Below are 20,574 nucleotides of genomic sequence, written 5' to 3'. Positions count from 1 at the left end.
TAAATCTCTTCAGATTTCCTATGACATTACAATATTTTGGAATATTTACAAAAGGTCTTGCAATTATACGAAAATGAGAATACTATATTAACTGTACTAGATATATTAGTACAGTTAATATGAAGCAGTTTTTTTATCTTGCACAATACACCTGGTCAGTCTTAATGAAACTATTAACTAATAATTATGGTGGGGATGATATGAATCTAATTGACTATCAGGATAGCAGACCTATCTACGAACAAATTGTTGAAAATTTTAAAACACAAATGTACAAGGGAATCCTTCAGGCTGATGATCAGATGCCATCAGTCAGGAGCCTTGCTATGGAACTGTCTACAAATCCTAATACAGTTCAGAAGGCCTATGCAGAGCTTGAGAGACAGGGCTTTATTTATACTGTAAAAGGGCGAGGGAACTTTGTTAAGGGCAATACCTCCATGATGGACAACAAGAAGAATGAGCTCATAAATGCTATAACTGAGCTTTTTAAGGAAGCGCAGGATATTGGAATTCCTATCGATGAGCTTGTAGATGAAATCAAAAAGCGCCTGAGCAGTATGGGAATTGTAGCATGCGCTGCATCTGACAAATTAGGGAAAGAGGGAGGTTATCATGATTGAACTTATAGAACTAGTAAAAGATTTTGATGACATCAAAGCTGTCAATCATGTCACTATGTCCATATTAGATGGGGAAGTGTTTGGACTTGTTGGAACAAACGGAGCAGGAAAGAGCACAATACTAAGGATAATTTCTGGCGTTATAAAGCCGGATAAGGGAATTGTCTGTGTGGACAACAGACCGGTTTATGATAACCCTGAGGTTAAAAAGAATATTTTTTACATATCAGACGATCAATACTTCCTTCCAAATTCTACACCTGAGGAAATGGCTGATTACTACCAGGAAATCTATGATAACTTCGACAAGCTCCGCTTCTTTAAACTCTGCGGCGGCTTTGGCCTTGACATTAAGCGTAGGATCAGCTCTTTTTCCAAGGGTATGAAAAAGCAGGTATCAATTCTTCTTGGTATTTGCTCGGGAACCAAGTATTTAATATGTGATGAGACCTTTGATGGTCTTGACCCGGTTGTAAGACAGGGAGTAAAGAGTTTATTTGCTGCAGAGATGGCAGACAGAGGCCTTACACCTATAATTGCTTCCCACAACCTACGCGAACTTGAGGATATATGTGATCATATAGGCCTTCTTCATAAGGGAGGAGTGATCCTTTCAGAGGATCTTAGTGATATGAAGCTCAAGATGCAGAAGATACAGTGCGTATTTGCAAGCGATGAAGAGGAAAAGGCAGCTCTTGAGGGAATAGATATTCTGATCCATGAAAAGAGGGGAAGACTTCACACCATCACGATGCGAGGAGAAAGAGAAGATATAGAGGCGGCCTTTAAGAGAGGAAATCCTGTATTCTTCGAAGTGTTGCCACTTTCCTTAGAGGAGATATTCATTAGTGAAACGGAGGTAGTTGGGTATGACATCCGCAAGTTTATCCTTGAGTAATAGATTTTCTAATCACAAGAAATACGTAACAAGAACTCTTTGGTCTTCTATAATTGGCTTTCTGTTAATGGCAATTTACTACATTCTTGGTGTGGCAGTAATGGTCTCAAGATCTATCAATTATGGAAAGATATACCACCAGAGCCCTGAGTATATGTATCACGAGATGCAGAATGCAGTGACAAAGGTTATGGGATTTGAACAGCTTGGATGGATCCTGGTAGTTGGCGTAGCTATCGCCTTTGCATTTCAGGGTTTTTCCTACGTCTTTGAGCAGAAGAAGCTTGATTTTTATCTGAGTCAGCCAACAACAAGAGCTGAGAGAATGAGGAAAACATATTTTAAAGCAATTTCTACATTCCTCATTATGTACATTTCTGTTAATGCCATTGCACTTTTAGTTGCAACCTGTATGGGAGCCATGAGCAGAGTAGTTTTGGTTTCTGTACTTATAGAAACTCTTCGAAGCTTTGTTTTGTTTTTTACTATATATAACATTACAGTTCTGGCAATCCTCTTGTGTGGAAGCCTTCCAATTGCAATGCTTGTAATGGCATTTTTGATGCTGATATCTGTTGTATATGGCTATGTTTTCACAAGCTACAAGGAGCTTTTTTTCTCAACTTATGCGGCAAGAGGAGATGGATATGTAATAGCATCACCTCTCTATGACAGATTTATTATCATGAAAATGATGATTGATCAGGCTAGAGGGACAGGGGAATTATATAATACTTCTCTGGAATCTGTATTTGAATGTTTTAAAGAGACTATTTCTTATGATGTAGATATTCTGGTTGTTGGTCTTTTGGCATTTGTCTGCGTTGCTGTAATCAGCAGATTCAGAAAGGCTGAACATGCCGGGAAAGCTATTGTTTTCAGACCTTTTAGATGGATTGCCAAGATATTATCCTGCGTAGTTATAGGTCTTGCCAGTGGCTTTATATTCTATGCCATGAATGATTATGTCTGGAACAATGGATCTAAGTTTTTTATCATGATGTTTGCAATAATGGTCCTTGGAACAGTTATTTCCGGATGCATTATTGAAGCTATTCTTGATGGCAACATTAAGAGCTTTATTCAGGGAAAAGCCCAGACAATTATGGCTGTGGCTATCGCTTCACTTATATTTGTAATCTTTAAGGGCGACCTTTTGGGATATGACTGTTATGTGCCTTCCAAGGATAAAATTGAGAGCTGTGCATTTATTGGATCAGGCTATGATTACACAATTTACGAAAATGGACAGTTCAAGGACGGCTATAATATGTCGGAAGACTACATGTTTATTACTGACATTGACTCCTTCGTTGAACTTTCAAAGGCTGGAATGAGCACAAAAAAGAAGTGGGCCGAATATGATAGAACAGGAAATTATCACGATCTTGGATGGAGCGAAACAATTGTATACAGGCTAAAGAATGGCAGAAGTGTATATAGAGATATCTGTATTCCTTATGACATTGACGAACAGCTCCTTTCAAAGCTAATAGATTCTGATGAATATAAGAAGGGTTATTTTGTATTCTTCCATGATGAGGATATGAGGGAGTTTGATGCTGCAAATGCCAAGACAGGAACTGTTACTTATATATCAGGACCTGCTCAGAAAGTTACTACTGATATTCCTTATGCTGAGCTGAGCGATGCTTATAGAAAAGATATAGACAAATATTTTACTTATGAAATGGCCAAGGATACAGTGCCTGTTGGGCAGATTTCATATGACAATAATACTAATCACGGCTATGCGTCTACTACAATGAACGTATATGACTGCTATACTAACACAATTGACGTACTTAAAAAGTATGGCGTATTTGTTGAAAGCACATTGGACGTAGAACAAATAGAAAGCATAGAGGTAACTAATTACTATCCGGGATATGATCTTGAGAGCCAGGATATGGATGAAATTGATATAAATGTTGAATCAAAATCAATTACCTATACCGAAAAAGCACAAATTAGCGATATAATAGAAAATGTAGTGCTTGATTCTTACTACAGCAGATGGTATAGAAGTGACAAACTGGTAAATAATCAGTTTAACGTTATGATCAATTTTAAAAAGACTGGGGAGTCTAATAGTAATTACGCATCTTATTATTCTTTTGAAATGGGGAAGGTACCTGATTTTGTTTATTCCGACACCAACTAAACTAACAACACTTCAGAAGAAAAAGCTTATTTCCTGGCTTTTTCTTCTGCCTTCACTACTTGGAGTCATTTTGTTTTTTGTGGCTCCTTTTGGAGTGGTTATTTATTATTCATTGATAAATAACCCCATTCAAAAAGAGTTTGTAGGTTTTGATAATTTTGTAAATGTATGGAACAATGCAGCTTTTAAGCAGGCTGCCAGCAATTCACTTATTTTCTCTTTGATCGCAGTTCCGCTGGCAGTAGTTCTATCACTGTTTCTGGCTGCTGTTATGGAATCAAGGATTCCCTTTAAGAGTTATTTCAGGACCTTTTTCTTAAGCCCACTTATGGTGCCTACAGCATCTGTAGTTCTTATCTGGCAGGTAATGTTTCATCATAATGGAATAGTCAATAATTTTATGGTTTTCTTTGGCCAGAATAAGATAGACTGGCTTAAATCCGATAAAGCTGCCATCGTAATTGTAGCTCTTTTCCTATGGAAGAACCTTGGATACAACATGATTTTGTTTATGTCAGCTCTAGCCAGTATTCCCAAGGATCTTTTGGAGGTTGCAGCCCTTGAAAATGCCAATAAATGGCAGGTTTTCTGGATTGTTAAGGTAAGATATATGTCATCCACGATATTGTTTGTGGCAATCATGTCACTGATAAGCTCCTTTAAGGTATTTAGAGAGGTTTATCTTATGACAGGAGACTATCCATATCAGACGCTGTATATTTTGCAGCACTTTATGAATAACACCTTTGCTTCTCTTGACTATCAGAAATTATCATCAGCGGCCATCATCATGTTTATTGTAGTTACTATACTGGTGTACATCATGTACGCAATAGAGAACTGGTTTGGCAAGGATATAGAAGGGTAAAAGAGAAGATGAGCACGCAGGTTGGATTTAGACAAAAAGCTAAAAAGAAAAAAATAAGAATAGATAATTTTAAGACTGTACTTGTAACCGTGGCTGCCATTATTTTCGCCTTCATATTTCTTTTGCCAACAATCCTGACAGTTACGAATTCATTTATGTCGGCATCAGAAATAAGCGCCAATTACGGATCAATATTTGCTACGACGGAAAAAGGCGGCAAGGTATTTATATCAAAGACAGTAAACCTTAAGTTTATTCCGGATATGGTATCTTTCTCCCAGTATTACACAGTTTTGTTTAAGAGTCCGGAGTATTTATTCAAATTCTGGAATTCAATAATATATGTTGGCCCTATTGTAGTGTTTCAGCTACTGATAGCAACTCTGGCTTCCTATGGATTTGCGAGATATTCGGGGAAACTCAAGAACGCAATATTTTTTGCATATATCATTATGATGCTGATGCCTTACCAGGTTACGCTGGTTCCTAATTTCCTGGTATCTAGGGCAATTGGTATATATGGAACCAAATGGGCTATCTGGCTTCCAGGTATTTTTTCACCCTTTGCGGTGTACCTTCTTACTAAGTTTATGAGAAGGATACCAACTGAGGTGATGGAAGCGGCTTCAATAGATGGAGCTGATGAATGGTATATCTTTTCAAGGATATGCTTCCCGCTCTGCAAGGGCGGTATAGCTTCTATTTCCATTTTGGTATTCTTTGATTACTGGAACATGGTTGAGCAGCCACTGATTCTTTTGCCGGATTCAGATATGCACCCACTTTCGGTGTTCCTATCCAAGATAAATGCAGGTGAGATTTCTCTTGCCTTCGCAGTTGCAGTTATATATCTGGTTCCGCCGCTTCTGATCTTCTTGTACGGCGAGGACTATCTGGTAGAGGGAATCTCTTACCAGGGGGGAATAAAAGGTTAATTAAAAGGGAGAGTTAATAGAAATGTCAGATTTTAAGGATAATGAAAAAGAGATTGTTGAAGTGGTAGAGACTGATGGAACTTCAGCTCTTGCGCCAAAAGAAAAGGATAAAAAGCCTGTAAATAAAAAGGATATGATAAAGAATGTTGCTATCGGATTTTTGTCTGTGATGCTGCTTCTTACATTCTTTTCAAATACCATTATGAATTATTCACTGCCTCAGGTGGCAACTCAGAGTATTTCCTATGGCTCTATCAGTCCTCAGATAAGAGGGTCAGGAACGGTCAGTGCTGAGGATCCTTACAATATTACAGTTAAGGAGACCAGAAAGATCACTGGAGTAGCTGTTAAGGAAGGCGCTCACGTAGAGATTGGCGATGTTATCTATTACCTTGAGGACAATGAGTCTGAGGAGCTTAAGTCTGCCAAGGAAAAGCTTGATGATGCTGAGACGTCTTATGAGCAGGCTCTTTTTTCAGGAGATGTTCCAGATGATGTTATTTCAAGAGTTAGAAGCGGAAGCACAGCTACAATGGACTCTTATCAGCTTAAGCTTAAAGAGGTAAATACAGCCTACGATAATGCTAAGGCCCTTGCAGATGCTGCAACCAAGTCCAAGGAATATCTTGAGAAATTAAAGACAACTGATGCTAATGCAATTGAATATAACAAGCTTACCTATGAGTATGAAAATGCTATGGCTGCTTATGAGATTGCCAAGATCGAAGGCTCTGACATGTCCAAGGAAGATAAGGAAAATGCTGAGAGGCAGTGGAATCTTGATACTCAGGATAATAAGAGAGAGCAGACTGAGCTTGCTACTTATAAGAGCCAGATAGAGCTTAGCTATGATAGTAAGATTCTTGAAGCTACAGCTAATGAGACTGAAGCCAAGAAGCAGCTTGAGGATGCAGAAAAAGAAAAGACTAAGGTCACAACTGCCATTAAGACAGAGATTTCTCTTTGCCAGCAGAGAGATAAGATAAAGGAACTTAAGGAAAAGATTGCCAAGCTTGAAGAAGAGTCTGTAGGAGCTTCGATCAAGACTCCTGTTGCAGGAATTGTTTCTTCACTTGCCAAGGCATCTGGCGAAACTATAAATGCTGATGAAGCTGCTGCAGTTATTCAGGTTGATGGAAAAGACATGACAACAAGCTTTTCTGTTACTAATCAGCAGGCACAGAAATTAAAGATAGGTGATGCTGCAAAGCCTCAGAATGCATGGATGTTTGGCGATGATTTCAAGGCTACACTGATTTCAATCAAAAACGACAAGACAGATCCAGCAAATAGAAAGCTTTTAACATTTAAGGTTGAGAGTAAGGATATTACTCCTGGGCAGTCTATATCTCTTGCTATCGGAGAGAGATCAGTTGATTATGACATGGTCGTTCCAAACAGTGCAATAAAGACAGGTACTGCCAGCAAGTTTGTTCTTGTAGTTAAGAGTAAATCAAGCCCTCTTGGAAACAGATATATTGCTACCAAGGTTGACGTGGATGTTCTTGCTTCTGATGACAATTATTCAGCTATAACAGCAGCACTTGATGGTGATGAGTACGTTATTACCACATCAAATAAGCCTGTTAAGTCAGGGGAACAGGTGAGGCTTGCAAATAACTAATGATTTTTGAAAAAATATGGGGATATATTAAAAAATTCTTTTCCAATAGGAAAAGAAATATAGTACTTATCATTGTTTTATGCCTTTTGGTTATTGACCTGGTGCTTGGTCTTATCAGCAGAGTAATTATTGCAGGTCTTCCAGACCAGCTCGGGGCAAGTCGCTGGGAGTATGATGGCAAGGTTGCTCAGGTAAGCGTTTTTTTTACCGAGGATAGAGAGATTACACCTAGCGAGATCAGAAAACTTGAATATACCATGGAGCTGGAATTGCAAAAGGCTGGTGTCATGCCTGATGTAGAGGAAGATACTCAAAGTGATGGCAAGGAAATAGTTGATACTATAGATATAGGACATGAGAATACTCCAAAAGAGGAGGAGGCTTCCGCCATATCAGATTTGTATAATAGCTGCTACAGTGCTCAGGGACTTTCAACATTAAGTTTTGAAAACAAGAATGCTGAGAACGTTGATACAATAGGTGTTGATGGGGATTTTTTCTTTTTCCATCCTATGGAACTTGTGGCTGGATCCTATTTTATGCCTGATGATGTGATGAAGGATAAGATAGTTATCGATGAGCAGCTAGCATGGGAGCTTTTTGGTTCAAACGATATCATAGGGCAGTGCGTAACTATAGGTGGAATCAATCATTATGTTTCGGGCGTCGTCAAAAGGCAGGAAGGAAAATTAAAAGATGCTGCCGGATTATCAAAGAGTATCGTATATATGTCATATGATTCCCTTTCAAGATATGGCGAGATACTAAGTGGTAAGACAAGCCAGGTTGATCTTTCTGAGGATGGAAGTAAGGCAAACATCGGCGGAATCAACTGCTATGAAGCTGTTATGCCAAGCCCTGTAGATGGTATCGCTGCCCAGATAATTAAGACCAGCTCTGGATACGATGATCAGTATATTACAGTAGTTGATAATTCTGATAGATTTTCTTTTTTCAAACTCTGGGAAGTATCCAGAAATTTTGGAAAAAGAAGTATGTGGGATAAGCCAATCTTTTATCCTTATTGGGAAAATCTTGCAAGAGGTTATGAGGATATTCTTGCTCTTTTAAATCTTGTAAGAACGGTATGTGTAGTAGTTATAAGTGTAATATTGGCGGTTTTGGTAGTACTTGCTTATCGGAATAAAAAATGGACCGTAAGAGGTATTGTTAATTACCTGGCAGATAAGAAATATGATTTTGAATCTGACAGACAAAAGAAACTGCTACAAAAGCAAAATAATGATAAATGAGAGAGGAGATTATGAAAATGAAAGGTTATTTAAAAAGAGGCCTGTGCATAGGAATGGCCATGGCTTTAGCTTTTTCTTTTACCGGATGTGGAAAAGAAAAAAAGCCAGATAACGAGCTTTTAGAAGAAGCTTCAAAAGCTTCAAAAGATCATGTATTTTCGGTTAATGCTGTTGATATTGATGGCTTACCAGAAAACATTAACAGAATAGGGGCTATTGGAGACAGAGTTTATGCCGTTTCTTCTTCAGAAGATGATTATGTTTATGTATATACATTTAATCCTGATGGATCAGATCTAAAGACCACTAAGATTCCATCAGCTTATAATATGTATTATCAGAATACTTGCCCTGATAAGGATGGTAATGTTTATGCTGTCTGCTATAAGTACAATTATGAATATGAGGACGAAGAGACATCTGATGAGCCTGCGGATGAGACTTCAGAAGATGGAGAGATTGGTGTAGCCCATGCAGGCGAAGAAGCTGCGGAGGAAAAATCAGAAGAAGCTTCTGAAGAAGTCTCTGAAGAAGCCTTGGAAGAAGCTTCAGAGGAAACTTCTGAAGAGGTTTCTGAAAATGAAGAAGATAAAGAAATAGTAGATTCTGAGCAGGAAAGCTATTTTGTTAAGTACGACTCTGAGGGAAAGCTTCTTTATCAGGTTGACCTAATGAAAGAATTCGCAAGCGATGAAGACTACTTTGATGTTCACGATTTTACTGTAACAGATGATGGAATTATCCTGTTTTCAATGGAAAAGGGAATCTTTACCTATTCAGAGGAAAATGGCTTTAAGACAGTTGTAGACAACGCAGGACAGTACATGTATTACTACTTCCAGAAAGGCTTTAATGGCAAGCTTTTTGTTAGCTACTATGGAGATACAGGATATTGCCTTAGCACTTTTGACCCTAAAGATGGAAAGATTGGCGAGCCTTCAAAGGTTTTGGGAAATGGTGATTATTCATTTTTTGGTGGAAACGGATATGATCTGTATATCAGCGATAACACAGCCTTTTATGGCTATGACGCTGCATCCGACACCAAGACCAAAATTTTAGATTATGTTGATTCTGATATTCAGCTTACAAATTCTACCAGCTTTGCTGTTGCAATAAGTGATGTGGAATTCCTTGCTTGTATACCAGATGAGGAGTATAACTTCCATCTTTACAGACTTAATAAGATTCCACCAGAGCAGGTTAAAGACAAACAGATACTCACACTTGGCGGATACTATATTGATTATGATATTAGAAGATTGGTCTATGATTTTAATCAAAAGAGCAATGACTATAAGATTAAGTTTGTAGATTATTCTGCATTCGATAATGAAGAAGGCTCAGATAGCGCTGGCGCTGATAAGTTCAATATGGATATTATATCTGGTAATACTCCCGATATTATAATTATTGGCAATCAGATGCCCGTAGATAGTTATATCAATAAAGGACTGTTCCTTGATCTGACTCCATATTTTGAAAAAGATCCTGATATATCTGAAAGTGATATGGTCACAAATGTTTTTGACGCTCTAAAAACAAATGGCAAGACTTATCAGGTTGTTCCTAAATTTATGATAGGGACTATGCTTGTAAAGACTAAATATGTAGAGGGTAAAGATACAATTACATTTGATGAGTGCAAAAAGCTTATTCAAGAGACTGGAGTAAATCAGCAGTATGCTTTTGGAATTATTCCAAGAAGTGCATTTCTTGATGAGGGACTTAAATATGCTGGTAAAAATTATATCGATTGGGAAAACAAGACCTGTCACTTTGACAGCGAGTCTTTTGTGAATTTCCTTGAGTATAGTAAGAACTTCATGGAAGAGATACCAGATAGTGCTTATGATACTGTTAAGGATACAGCTTATCTTAATGATGAGGCTCTGTTCAACATAACATCTATTAATTCATTTAGAGCTTACAATCAGTATAAGAAGGGATATTTTGGCTCAGATGTAACCATGATTGGATATCCTAATGAACTAGGAGTTAATAGTTCGAGCATTTATCCGCTTCTTAGAGTTGCTGTAAGCGCACAGAGTAAGAATAAAGATGCAGCCTGGGATTTCGTCAAGAAATTCTATTCTGATGAATATCAGAAAGAGGTTTATGAATTCCCTATCACTAAAGCTGCTTTTGAGGAAAGCGGAAAGCTGGCAACTCAGAAGCCGTTTTATATGGATGGCGACGAAAAGGTAGAATATGATGATTACTACTATAGGGGTGATGAGGAAATAAAGCTTGAACCTATGTCTTTAGAGGAAGTTGCAGAAGTAACTAATTTCATCAAATCCTTGAATCAGGTTTATAGCAGTAACGATAGTATTGATAGCATCATCACAGAAGAGGCTTCTGCCTTCTATAGTGGACAGAAAACAGCCAAGGAAGTTGCTGATATTATACAGAGTAGAGTATCAATCTATGTAAATGAAAATAGTTAATATAAAACGAAAAAAGACAGAATATTAACTACAAAACAATATTTTAGCTGTAAATATTTCGAAAAATAAATATATTATTACGGAATTTTTTGAAAAATGCACAAATTAGACCCTATCTAAATGGTGAAAGCGCCTAAAGTTACGAAAATTCTGTAAATTAGCAATAAATGGCATGCGGGTAGCAATATCTGACATGCCATTTGTTACGTTAATTGTTACAATTTAGTCACTCGAGTAACGAAAACGTTTAAGCGCTTAGAAACATTGTACTTTTTAAACGAGAATAAAAACTAATAGGGGGTTTTTATCGTATGAGGAAAGGTATATCTTTATTTCTTTGCGGGTTATTATCTGCATCTGCAGTTGTAGCAAGTAGTTCGGTTACAGCATTGGCTGCTCCTAAGATTGATCCTTACAGCACAGTTCAGGCAGAACTAAACTTTGGAAGAGAAGGCGTTGTTCAGACTCCTGAAGTATATAATGGACAGAGGATAACAACACTTTCAAGTATAGAAGCTGGGGACTACTGGCTTGTTAAGGATGTTGATTTTAGTGAAGGCTTATCCAAAATTTCTCTTACAGCCAAGGCTGATACTCCTTCTGTTATTGAAGTAAGAGAAGGCGGCGTTGATGGAGATGTATTAGCTAATTTCAAGATTGGAAACACTAAGGGAGAATATAAGACAATCACTTATACTGTTAAAAAGAGTATTGAAGGAAAGCATACACTTGCTTTTGTCGGAGCTTTTGGTGATGCTACAGCAGATTATTGGGTAGCTGAGAAAGCTGAGGCTACAGTAGAGCCTACACCAACACCTACTCCAGTATATGGTGATGTTGATCCTTATGAAACAGTAGAAGCTGAGAATTCTGCTGAGATGAAGGCAGCAATTGTTGCTCAGGATGGCGATGTAACATATACACTTATCCGTTCAAATGGATATGTTTGTGCCAAGAATGTAGATTTCTCAAATGGTGTTGCAGCTATTGTTGCAACAGGTAAGGCTTATAAGCCAGCAGTTCTTGAAGTAAGAGTTGACGCTCCAGATGGAGAGCTTCTTTCAAACATCATGCTTTCTGCTGGCGATTTCACTACAAAGACAATTAAGGTTAATATGGACCTTTCAGGCAAACATGACCTTTACTTTGTAGCTGCACTTCAGGGTGCTACAGTTCTTTTTGACTCCTGGAAGGTTATGGCTCCTCCAGTTAAGCCAAATCCAGATGAGCCAGTTGTAGATCCAGAAGAACCAGTTGTAACAGATAAGATAAATCCATATACAACAGTTGAAGCAGAAGATGCTACTATCATGGAAAAGCTCGATGTTAAGACTGCTGATGGAAGAACATATGTTGAGAGACTTAGACCAAGAGTAACATACGTTGTTAAGAATGTAGAATTTGATGGCGCTTCAAAGATTGCGATCACTTACAAGTCAGATTGTTCTCATGTTCTTGAAATCCATGATGGCGATACATATGGACCAAGACTTGCATTCCTCAACATTCCTTGCTCAGATTATGAGTGGACAACAGTATATCTTAACTTCCCTGACCTTCACGGAAATTATGATCTGTACTTTGTTCCAAAGCATGGCGTAATTGATTTCGATTCTTGGTCAATCCTTAAGGATGGTCAGGAAGAGCCAGAGCCTGTAGATCCAGAACCAGTTGATCCTACACCAGTAGATCCAGAACCAGTTGACCCTACACCTGTTGATCCAGAGCCTGTAGATCCTACACCAGTTGACCCTCAGCCAGTTGCTAAGGGCTTAACAACAGAGTATTCAGTAAATAACTGGGGTTCAGGTTATCAGGTATCTGTAAAGGTTACTAACTCTTCAAGCCAGAAGGCAGAAGATTGGGTAGTTAAGATCAACAAGAACGATGTTGGCATCGATGCTAGCTGGAATGTAAACATTACAGAAGAAGGCGACTATTATGTAGTTACTCCTGTTGAATGGAACAGAGTAATTGAAGCTGGAAGTTCAGTAGAATTTGGTTTCCAGGGTTCATCACATGTTAAGGATTCTATTGAAATCTTTGCTGAAGGCGAAGTTAAAGACGAGCCACAGCCTGAGGATCCTACACCAGTTGATCCTGAGCCTGTAGATCCAGAACCAGTTGATCCTACACCAGTTGACCCAGAACCTGTAGATCCAACTCCAGTAGATCCAGAGCCTGTTGTAGTTAATGATGATCTTGCACTTGATTATACAGTAAATGGACAGGGTTCATTTACAATCAACATGGCAGTTGTTAACAACGGTAAGAGCACAGTAAATAACTGGACACTAAAGCTTAAAAAGAGTCAGCTCACAATTGATAATAGCTGGTGCGTTAAGGTTGCTACAGAAGGCGACTACTATGTAATTACTCCTGAGTCATGGAATGCTACTATCAATGCAGGTGGCAGCGCATTCTTTGGAATTCAGGGAACAGGAACATTCACTACTCTTGATTATATTCTTGAGTAATAGCAAATATCTCTTTCTCATAAAATAAAGAAAACGGCTATCGCAATTGATTTTGCGGTAGCCGTTTTTCTGAGGAAAAACAATAATCTAAAATATTAAAGCCGAATTGATATATTACAATTCTAAGTTTAAAGATCGGAAGTACAGCAAGGACACTTTGTTGCATCAATATTGATCTCACTCTTACATTTAGGGCAAATCTTTGTTGTCTTGGGTGCTTCTGCCTCTTCCTTGGCAAATTTGTTGGATACACTGTTCATGAACTTAACAAGAAGGAAGATCACAAGTGCCATCAGGATGAAGTTGATAACAACTGTGATAAAAGTTCCATAGTTAAGAGTTGCAGCTCCAGCTTCCTTGGCTGCTTCTAATGTGGCGTAGCTTCCGCCATCAAGTACAACAAACTTGTTGTTGAAATCAATTCCGCCTGTGAGAAGGCTTATTACTGGCATTATAATGTCATCCACAAGTGAAGAGATGATCTTCTGGAAAGCTCCGCCGATGATAACACCGACTGCCATGTCCATTACATTGCCACGCATGATAAACTCACGGAATTCCCCTGCAAGGCTTTTGCCCTTGCCTGCTACTTTTTTTACTTTGTCTGTCATTTCTCCTGCTTTCTACACAAATCGTCAGTTTGTGTTCCCCAAAAAGTCTGATGGTTACTAGAATTTGTACAATTCATACTTGAAATTATACCATAATTTAGCTACTATTAAATAGTCGACTATATCAAATGTGCAGGATTAGTACATCGGTAGTATATCAGCTTCCCAAGCTGAGGAGGCGGGTTCGATTCCCGTATCCTGCTGAATAACAAGCGATGCAAAGAAAGCCCAATATGAAAACTGCAAATTTATTTGCAAAGTTTTTCATGTTGGGCTTTCTTTATACCGCGCCAAAGCGCGGACAAGAATTGCGCAGCAATTCTTGTATGCATCGCTTGTTATTCAGCAGGAAAGTAAATTTGAAACTATACCGCGTTTTTTTCCATTTTGTTTGTATATTCGTATAAAATAGATATATGAATCTAAGCATCGCTAAGGGGGAACATTAAATGAATACAGAAATCTTAAATGAAACAGAACTTGAAAACATCACTGGTGGAGCCAACAAGAAGATCAAGTTCATGAAAGTATCCTGCAAAAAGTGTAGTAAGAACTTTGAAGTAAACATGGATGTGACAATGGCTAAATGTCCATTTTGCAAAACTCTTCATACTTTTGAAGGCTAAGACTATAGCTCTTTTTCTTTTGACTGGAAAACAGTGATATAAACTAAGATAGTTCATAAAAAATTCAGTTTCATATTTTTTGTTATAGTGATATAATTTCAAAAGGTATTAGGGAGTAGCTGGCATGTAGAAATACATGTAACATATATCGTCAGCACAGGAGTAATCCTCGGGATATGTTATAATTAGCGAGACTTTTACCACAATTTTTGTTGTGGAAAAAAGTCTCTTTTTTTCTGCATATTTTAAGGAGGAAAATATGTTATTAAACTTATTGTTACTTGTTGTTGGTTTTGTTGCTCTTGTAAAGGGCGCAGACTTTTTTGTTGATGGAGCAGCTTCTCTTGCCAAGGTATTCAGAGTACCAAGTCTTATCATCGGTCTTACTATTGTAGCCATGGGAACCAGCGCTCCAGAGCTTGCTGTCAGTTCCACAGCTGCACTTGCAGGATCCAATGAGATTGCTATCAGTAATGTAGTTGGATCCAACATGTTCAATCTGCTTGTGGTTCTTGGAGCCTGCGCTCTGTTTTGTACAGTTCCTGGTGGTAAAGAGATCTTCCACAGAGATTTCCCTGTTTCGATCATCGCAACAGTAGTTGTATTTCTTTTCACACTTTCATCAGCTGTTTTTTCAGGTAATATCCTTGGTCATAACATGGCTGATCAGGCTGGTGTTATTGGAAGAGTAGAGGGCATCGTTCTTTTAGTTCTCTTTGTTGCTTATATGGTTTGGCTTATCAAGGCTGCCAAGGAGAACAAGACAGAAGAATCAGATGAGAAGCTTATGCCTGTTTGGAAGTGTGCACTCTTTATCTTGGGCGGACTTGTAGCTATCGTAATTGGTGGTAACCTTGTCGTAAACTCTGCCAAGGAAATTGCAAGAGCCCTTGGAATGACCGAGACTCTTATTGGTCTTACAGTAGTAGCTTTTGGAACATCACTTCCAGAGCTTGTTACATCAGTTATTGCAGCAACCAAGAAGGAAACTGGACTTGCAGTTGGTAATGTTATTGGATCTAATATCTTTAACCTTCTATTGATCCTTGGAACATCTGCAACACTTCATCCTGTTGCTGTTAACTTTGCATCCTTCTATGACCTTATTATTCTTATTGTAATGATGATCACTACATATTTCTTCCTTAGAAGCAAGAGAGAATTAAACAGGCCAGAAGGCATTATCATGATTTTAATTTACGTAGCGCAGGTTGCATTTGCTATAGTAAGATAAGATAGCAGATACAAACTAAGTTATTATTGGTATAAGTATGGAAGATTTTGAATTTAGATCAGTACAAGACAAAAAGCTTGAAAAAGGCTCAGCTCTTATTGCCATGAGTGGTGGAGTAGACAGTTCGGTAGCAGCGGCCCTTATTCAGAAAAAGGGATATAATTGCGTTGGCTGTACTATGCGTCTATATGAAAATGACATGGTAGGTCTTGATCTTCTTGGCACCTGCTGCAGTATTGAAGATACCAAGGATGCAAGAGCTGTCTGTGACAGGCTTGGAATAGATTATAATATTTATCACTACGAGGCGGAGTTCAAGAACAAGGTAATTGAGCCCTTTGTATGTAGCTACGAGAGGGGAGAGACACCCAATCCTTGCATCAGATGTAATAAATATCTTAAGTTTGACAGTCTTTATAAAAGGGCTTTAGAGCTAGGATGTGACTACATTGTTACAGGTCATTATGCCAGAATAGAAGAAAGAGATGGACATTTTTATCTTCTTAAGGCTAAGGATCTTAACAAGGACCAAAGCTATGTTTTATACGACCTTTCTGAAGAGCAGCTTCGGCACACTCTTTTTCCTCTTGGTGAATTTACTAAGCCAGAGGTCCGCGGAATTGCTGAGGAATATGGTTTTGTCACATCTCATAAGAGTGAGAGCCAGGATATTTGCTTTGTTCCTGATGGTGACTATGCTGGAATGATAAAAAGATATAGAGAAAAAGAGTATCCAAAGGGCGATTTTGTCGATAAAGAAGGAAATGTCCTTGGAAAACATGACGGAATCATAAATTACACGATTGGCCAGAGAAGAGGCCTTGGTATTCCGGCAGACAGAAGGCTTTATGTAACTAAGCTTGATGTTGAGAATAATAAAGTAATCCTTGCAGATAATGAGGATTTATTTAAAAGAGAACTTGTGATCAGGGAGTTTCACTGGATCACAGGAGATATGCCGGCAGAAGACTTTAGATGCAGCGCCAAGATAAGGTATAAGCACAAGGAACAGCCTGCTACAGTTTCTTTACTTGACGGAGGCAAGGCAAGGGTAGTATTTGACGAGCCACAGAGAGCCGCCACTGCAGGTCAGTCCTGCGTACTTTATGATGGCGATATTGTCCTTGGTGGTGGTATTATAGATTCTGTAGGTGATAATTGAAATTAAAAGTGATATTCATTTAGTTTGAATATCACTTTTAAAATATGAGAAAAACAATAATTGGGGGTAAAGCTATGTTATATGGAGCATTAGAGGCTGGCGGAACCAAGATGGTCTGTGCAATTGGGGATGAAAATGGACATATTATAGAGCAGGTTTCTATTCCTACTACTACACCAGATGAGACAATGCCTAGGATCATCGATTACTTTAAGGACAAGGATATAAAGGCTATTGGAGTTGCCTGCTTTGGACCTATAGACCTTGATAAGAAATCTGAGACCTACGGATATATTACATCAACACCTAAGACAGCCTGGAAGAACTTTAATATAGTAGGCTGCATCAAGGACGCTCTTGGAGTGCCTGTAGGCTTTGATACAGACGTTAATGGGTCGCTCCTTGGAGAAATCACCTATGGCTGCGCCAAGGGGCTTACAGACGCTATTTACCTTACTATTGGAACAGGAATTGGTGGAGGCGTTATGACCAATGGTAAGCTCCTCCATGGTATGCTCCATCCAGAGCTTGGTCACATTATTATTGAGAAAAGATCTGATGATAAGGGAAAATGTGTCTGCCCTTATCACAAGGCTTGCCTTGAGGGCCTTGCTGCTGGTCCGTCTATTGAGAAAAGATGGGGAAAGAGTGCCAAGGAACTTTTTGATGACTCAAAGGTTTGGGAACTAGAAGCTGATTATATAGGAACTGCCCTTGTAAACTTCTGCATGACTCTCAGCCCTCAGAAGATAATTTTGGGAGGTGGCGTAATGCATCAGTTGCAGCTATTTCCCCTTATTAGAAATGTTTTTAAGGATAAGATGGCTGGATACATTAACACGAAGACTCTTGAGAACCTCGATGAATACATTGTTCCTGCTAGCTTAAATGATGATCAGGGAATTATGGGAGCAATCAAACTTGCAATTGATGCTCAGTAAATTGAAAAGATATAGATTTTTGCCATTTTATGTCAAAAATCTAGAAAACAAGCCATCTAAAGGCAGCTTCGCTGCAGGGCTTGTTTTCCTCTTGTATCATTTTCTTACGAAACCCGCAGCTAGTGCGGGTTTCTATTTGAAGTCACCAAAATCTGTACATTCCTAAAAACCCGTCTTGAGATAATCTCAGGACGGGTTTTATGATCAGAATAATACTTTTTTGAAAAGCTCAGTTGTTTTTTCTTTTCCCATTGCATTTAGAAATACGTCTGTGGCAGGACCACCATTATTAAGAAGACCGTCAACGTAGACAGATGTCTTTTTTTCTTTTGTTTCGTGATCTGTGACATCTTTTGCATCGATACAAACGAAGGCGTTCATAAATTCAAGAGCCATCTTATCAAAAGAATCGCTATCTTTCTTTTTACCTACAAATGTAGTGGTCTGAGATAGCTTTATGTCATCGTACCACTGCTTTTTAGCTTCAGCCTTAGGAATATCGCTGTATTTGGATAAGAGGTCGTCAATGGCTTTTAAATTAGGTCCTTCAACGCAGGTGTCATAGAACTCAACGTATAATTTATCATTGCCCATAGCTTTTATTCTGTCATAGGAAAAAAGAGGAAGATCTTTATATTTGGGTGTAATGATGAGAGTGTCCATTTTCATAAGTCCAAAGAAGCCCTTGGCGCACATGGTTGAAACATGCCCAAGACCTTTTGCTTCATAGGAATTAATGGCAAACTTCATGCCCTTAACCTTTATTCCATCAAATCCTGATGCGCCTTTTTCTATAAGTGGATACTTGTCTGAAATAGCATTAAGTAGTTTTGATATCATGTGATTCCCCCATGGAATAATAGACTTTTATGTGACTAGATTACTGGATATACGGCTACTTGTAAAGATTAGCGCCGCTTGAAAGTATAAAATTATGCTGATAAACTTATACTCTGTCAAAAGTAAGATATAGATAAAAAAGAAGAATTGCCAGATTCTGGATATGCTAAAGTTGAAACTGGCGATGTAGTTAGATATGTGATCATGGAGGGAGAATCACTTGAAATCATACAAAAAGACGAATAAAAAGAAAGAGATTATTCGTAAGAAAGAGAGTTCTAAAATAGGAATAAAGTTAATAAGAATCGGATTGATCTTTCTTGTCATTGCCACGGTGTGGTTAGTTATCTGCATAGTTTTATATAATCATAAAAAAGAACAGGAAGCTATCTATGAAAAAGAGCAAATTCACGAGGCTACAGGTGAAGCACTTTGGAAGATGGATGAGTGTTTTGTAACAGTCTATGGGGATTACCTTTTTAGCAGCAATGGTAAAAAAGTAAATATCATAGAAGATACCATAGAGACCAACTATTCAAATCCCCATTACACCTCATACAAGGTTTGTACTGATGCATCAAGAAAACGCGTGCTTATCCTTACCACTTATGACGAACTTTACTTGTATAACACTGACCTTGAGAAAACACTTATTTCTGAAAAAGTTGAAGATGCAGGGATGAGCCTTGATGGAAGCAGGATATTTGTAATTAAGGAGGCTCCTACAGGCAAATATACAAGAGAAAATAACCTATATCTTTATGATCTTAATAAAGATATCTGCGAATTAGTACATTTCCATGACGAGGATGTTTCTAGAGGGGCTATTTCTCCAAACGGTCGTTATTTTGCAGCACTGTCACTTGGAGAATCTAACAAGGTAACTGTGTGGGACCTTGAAGATAATTGTAAGCATATGTATAGCTTTAATGTTGGTGATGCGTATTGGAATCTTGATTATCCAAGGTATGTATCTTCTGATGGTAAGACAGTGTATTGTGAAAAGAAGGTTACCGGCTCAAATGATAAAAACCCTGATTACTATATCAGTATATATAAAAATGGCAAAAATCAGTATCTTGGCAATAAAATGAACTATTCATTTGCTGTTTTTAGCAGAGACATGAAACAGATGATCTATGGTCAGTATGGAAATACATATTATTATTCGGAGAATCAAAAAAAGATTAAGGTAATTGAGTCAGAAAAAAATTCATTATATTTTGCTAAGGATTATTTTTCTCCAAATAGTAAAAATCCTAACATAAAAATAATCACGGATCGAGAGTTTGGCGGATTTGGTTTCATTAGCGATAAAAAAACTATATATTTCAATAACGATATGAACTGCATAGAGATTTTTGGTAGACCCAGGGAGTGTTATTTAAGCTTTTACGATGATGCTATCACAACATTTTATTATGAAAGTGATGATGGTCTATTGCATAGATCTGTTTATTCAGCGGGCGCCACTGATTCCCATAATCTTGAAAAGAAAATAGAGCCTAAAAGGGTTGTTTCTAATGAAAATCATAATGAACTATACATTCTGACAACGGATTTAGAAATATATCTATATGATGGAAGTAACGGAAATTATACCTTGGTTGATAGGTTAGATAATAACTATGATTACAAAGGGCTTATAATCAAATATTCAAGGGCTGATCATAAGCTTTATTACCAGAATGGGGCATCGCTTTATAGTTATGATCCGCTTAGCACAAAAAGTGCCCTTGTTCTTGAAAACACTCTTTTGATAGATGAACCAGATGATGAAAAAGATCTTTTACATTATCATGTTGATTCTTATCAAAATCATTATGTTCTAATAGGGGGCGAATCTGTTAAAATAGAATAGTGACTAT

16 protein-coding genes and 1 tRNA gene are annotated in these 20,574 nt (G+C 38.0%); 15 read left to right on the top strand and 2 right to left on the bottom strand.

The window, feature by feature from the left end:
* The first annotated feature begins 200 nt into the window (after nucleotides 1–200).
* The 9 genes from G631_RS17635 to G631_RS0101450 all read left to right on the top strand — a co-directional run bounded on the left by G631_RS17635 (nucleotide 201) and on the right by G631_RS0101450 (nucleotide 13,292).
* Nucleotides 201–623 (top strand): GntR family transcriptional regulator, encoded by a 423-nt coding sequence (locus G631_RS17635; protein WP_035789087.1) that lies wholly within the window; start codon nucleotides 201–203, stop codon nucleotides 621–623.
* Entirely contained in the window at nucleotides 616–1,521 is a 906-nt protein-coding gene (locus tag G631_RS0101485; RefSeq protein ID WP_026487926.1) for an ABC transporter ATP-binding protein, read from the top strand. The genes G631_RS17635 and G631_RS0101485 overlap by 8 nt, the downstream gene beginning before the upstream one ends.
* Entirely contained in the window at nucleotides 1,493–3,685 is a 2,193-nt protein-coding gene (locus tag G631_RS0101480; protein WP_026487925.1) for a DUF6449 domain-containing protein, read from the top strand. The genes G631_RS0101485 and G631_RS0101480 overlap by 29 nt, the downstream gene beginning before the upstream one ends.
* Entirely contained in the window at nucleotides 3,663–4,553 is an 891-nt protein-coding gene (locus tag G631_RS0101475; RefSeq protein ID WP_242829042.1) for a carbohydrate ABC transporter permease, read from the top strand. Before G631_RS0101480 ends, G631_RS0101475 begins: the two co-directional genes overlap by 23 nt.
* A gap of 8 nt (nucleotides 4,554–4,561) precedes the next feature.
* Nucleotides 4,562–5,488, top strand: coding sequence for a carbohydrate ABC transporter permease (locus G631_RS0101470; protein WP_051196710.1), 927 nt, complete (start codon nucleotides 4,562–4,564; stop codon nucleotides 5,486–5,488).
* A gap of 22 nt (nucleotides 5,489–5,510) precedes the next feature.
* Nucleotides 5,511–7,112, top strand: coding sequence for an efflux RND transporter periplasmic adaptor subunit (locus tag G631_RS0101465; RefSeq protein WP_026487922.1), 1,602 nt, complete (start codon nucleotides 5,511–5,513; stop codon nucleotides 7,110–7,112).
* Nucleotides 7,112–8,365, top strand: coding sequence for an ABC transporter permease (locus G631_RS0101460; RefSeq protein WP_026487921.1), 1,254 nt, complete (start codon nucleotides 7,112–7,114; stop codon nucleotides 8,363–8,365). The genes G631_RS0101465 and G631_RS0101460 overlap by 1 nt, the downstream gene beginning before the upstream one ends.
* Nucleotides 8,366–8,382: 17 nt before the next feature.
* The gene (locus G631_RS0101455; RefSeq protein ID WP_026487920.1) at nucleotides 8,383–10,815 is read left to right on the top strand and encodes an ABC transporter substrate-binding protein; all 2,433 of its coding nucleotides are present in this window, start codon (nucleotides 8,383–8,385) and stop codon (nucleotides 10,813–10,815) included.
* Nucleotides 10,816–11,126: 311 nt separating this feature from the next.
* Nucleotides 11,127–13,292, top strand: a complete 2,166-nt coding sequence (locus tag G631_RS0101450; RefSeq protein ID WP_026487919.1) for a cellulose binding domain-containing protein — start codon at nucleotides 11,127–11,129, stop codon at nucleotides 13,290–13,292.
* A 128-nt stretch (nucleotides 13,293–13,420) separates the two neighbouring features.
* Here G631_RS0101450 and mscL read toward each other — a convergent pair whose 3' ends face one another.
* Entirely contained in the window at nucleotides 13,421–13,903 is a 483-nt protein-coding gene (gene mscL, locus G631_RS0101445) for a large conductance mechanosensitive channel protein MscL (protein WP_051196708.1), read from the bottom strand.
* Nucleotides 13,904–14,035: 132 nt separating this feature from the next.
* Between mscL and G631_RS0101440 the strand changes: the two genes are divergently transcribed.
* The 5 genes from G631_RS0101440 (at nucleotide 14,036) to G631_RS0101420 (ending at nucleotide 17,866) form a co-directional block, all read left to right on the top strand.
* Nucleotides 14,036–14,106: transfer RNA gene (locus G631_RS0101440), tRNA-Gly, on the top strand.
* A gap of 246 nt (nucleotides 14,107–14,352) precedes the next feature.
* Nucleotides 14,353–14,529, top strand: a complete 177-nt coding sequence (locus G631_RS20835) for a bacteriocin (RefSeq protein ID WP_155833852.1) — start codon at nucleotides 14,353–14,355, stop codon at nucleotides 14,527–14,529.
* A 259-nt stretch (nucleotides 14,530–14,788) separates the two neighbouring features.
* Nucleotides 14,789–15,763, top strand: coding sequence for a calcium/sodium antiporter (locus tag G631_RS0101430; RefSeq protein ID WP_026487917.1), 975 nt, complete (start codon nucleotides 14,789–14,791; stop codon nucleotides 15,761–15,763).
* 37 nt (nucleotides 15,764–15,800) lie between these two features.
* Nucleotides 15,801–16,925, top strand: coding sequence for a tRNA 2-thiouridine(34) synthase MnmA (mnmA, locus tag G631_RS0101425; RefSeq protein WP_026487916.1), 1,125 nt, complete (start codon nucleotides 15,801–15,803; stop codon nucleotides 16,923–16,925).
* 74 nt (nucleotides 16,926–16,999) lie between these two features.
* On the top strand, nucleotides 17,000–17,866 hold the full coding sequence (locus G631_RS0101420; protein ID WP_026487915.1) for an ROK family protein: 867 nt from the start codon (nucleotides 17,000–17,002) through the stop codon (nucleotides 17,864–17,866).
* 204 nt (nucleotides 17,867–18,070) lie between these two features.
* Here the strand turns inward: G631_RS0101420 and G631_RS0101415 are convergent, their stop codons facing one another.
* The gene (locus G631_RS0101415; RefSeq protein ID WP_026487914.1) at nucleotides 18,071–18,706 is read right to left on the bottom strand and encodes a hypothetical protein; all 636 of its coding nucleotides are present in this window, start codon (nucleotides 18,704–18,706) and stop codon (nucleotides 18,071–18,073) included.
* A 220-nt stretch (nucleotides 18,707–18,926) separates the two neighbouring features.
* On the opposite strand from G631_RS0101415, the gene G631_RS0101410 reads away from it, so the two are divergent.
* Nucleotides 18,927–20,567: a hypothetical protein gene (locus G631_RS0101410; RefSeq protein ID WP_026487913.1), complete on the top strand. Its 1,641-nt coding sequence runs from the start codon at nucleotides 18,927–18,929 to the stop codon at nucleotides 20,565–20,567.
* Nucleotides 20,568–20,574: the final 7 nt, after the last annotated feature.

Origin of the sequence: Butyrivibrio sp. XBB1001 (assembly GCF_000424505.1) — a bacterium.
GTDB lineage: Bacteria > Bacillota > Clostridia > Lachnospirales > Lachnospiraceae > Butyrivibrio.
The sequence above is the reverse complement of the archived record's forward strand: the minus strand, read 5'-3'. Positions and strand labels throughout refer to the sequence as shown.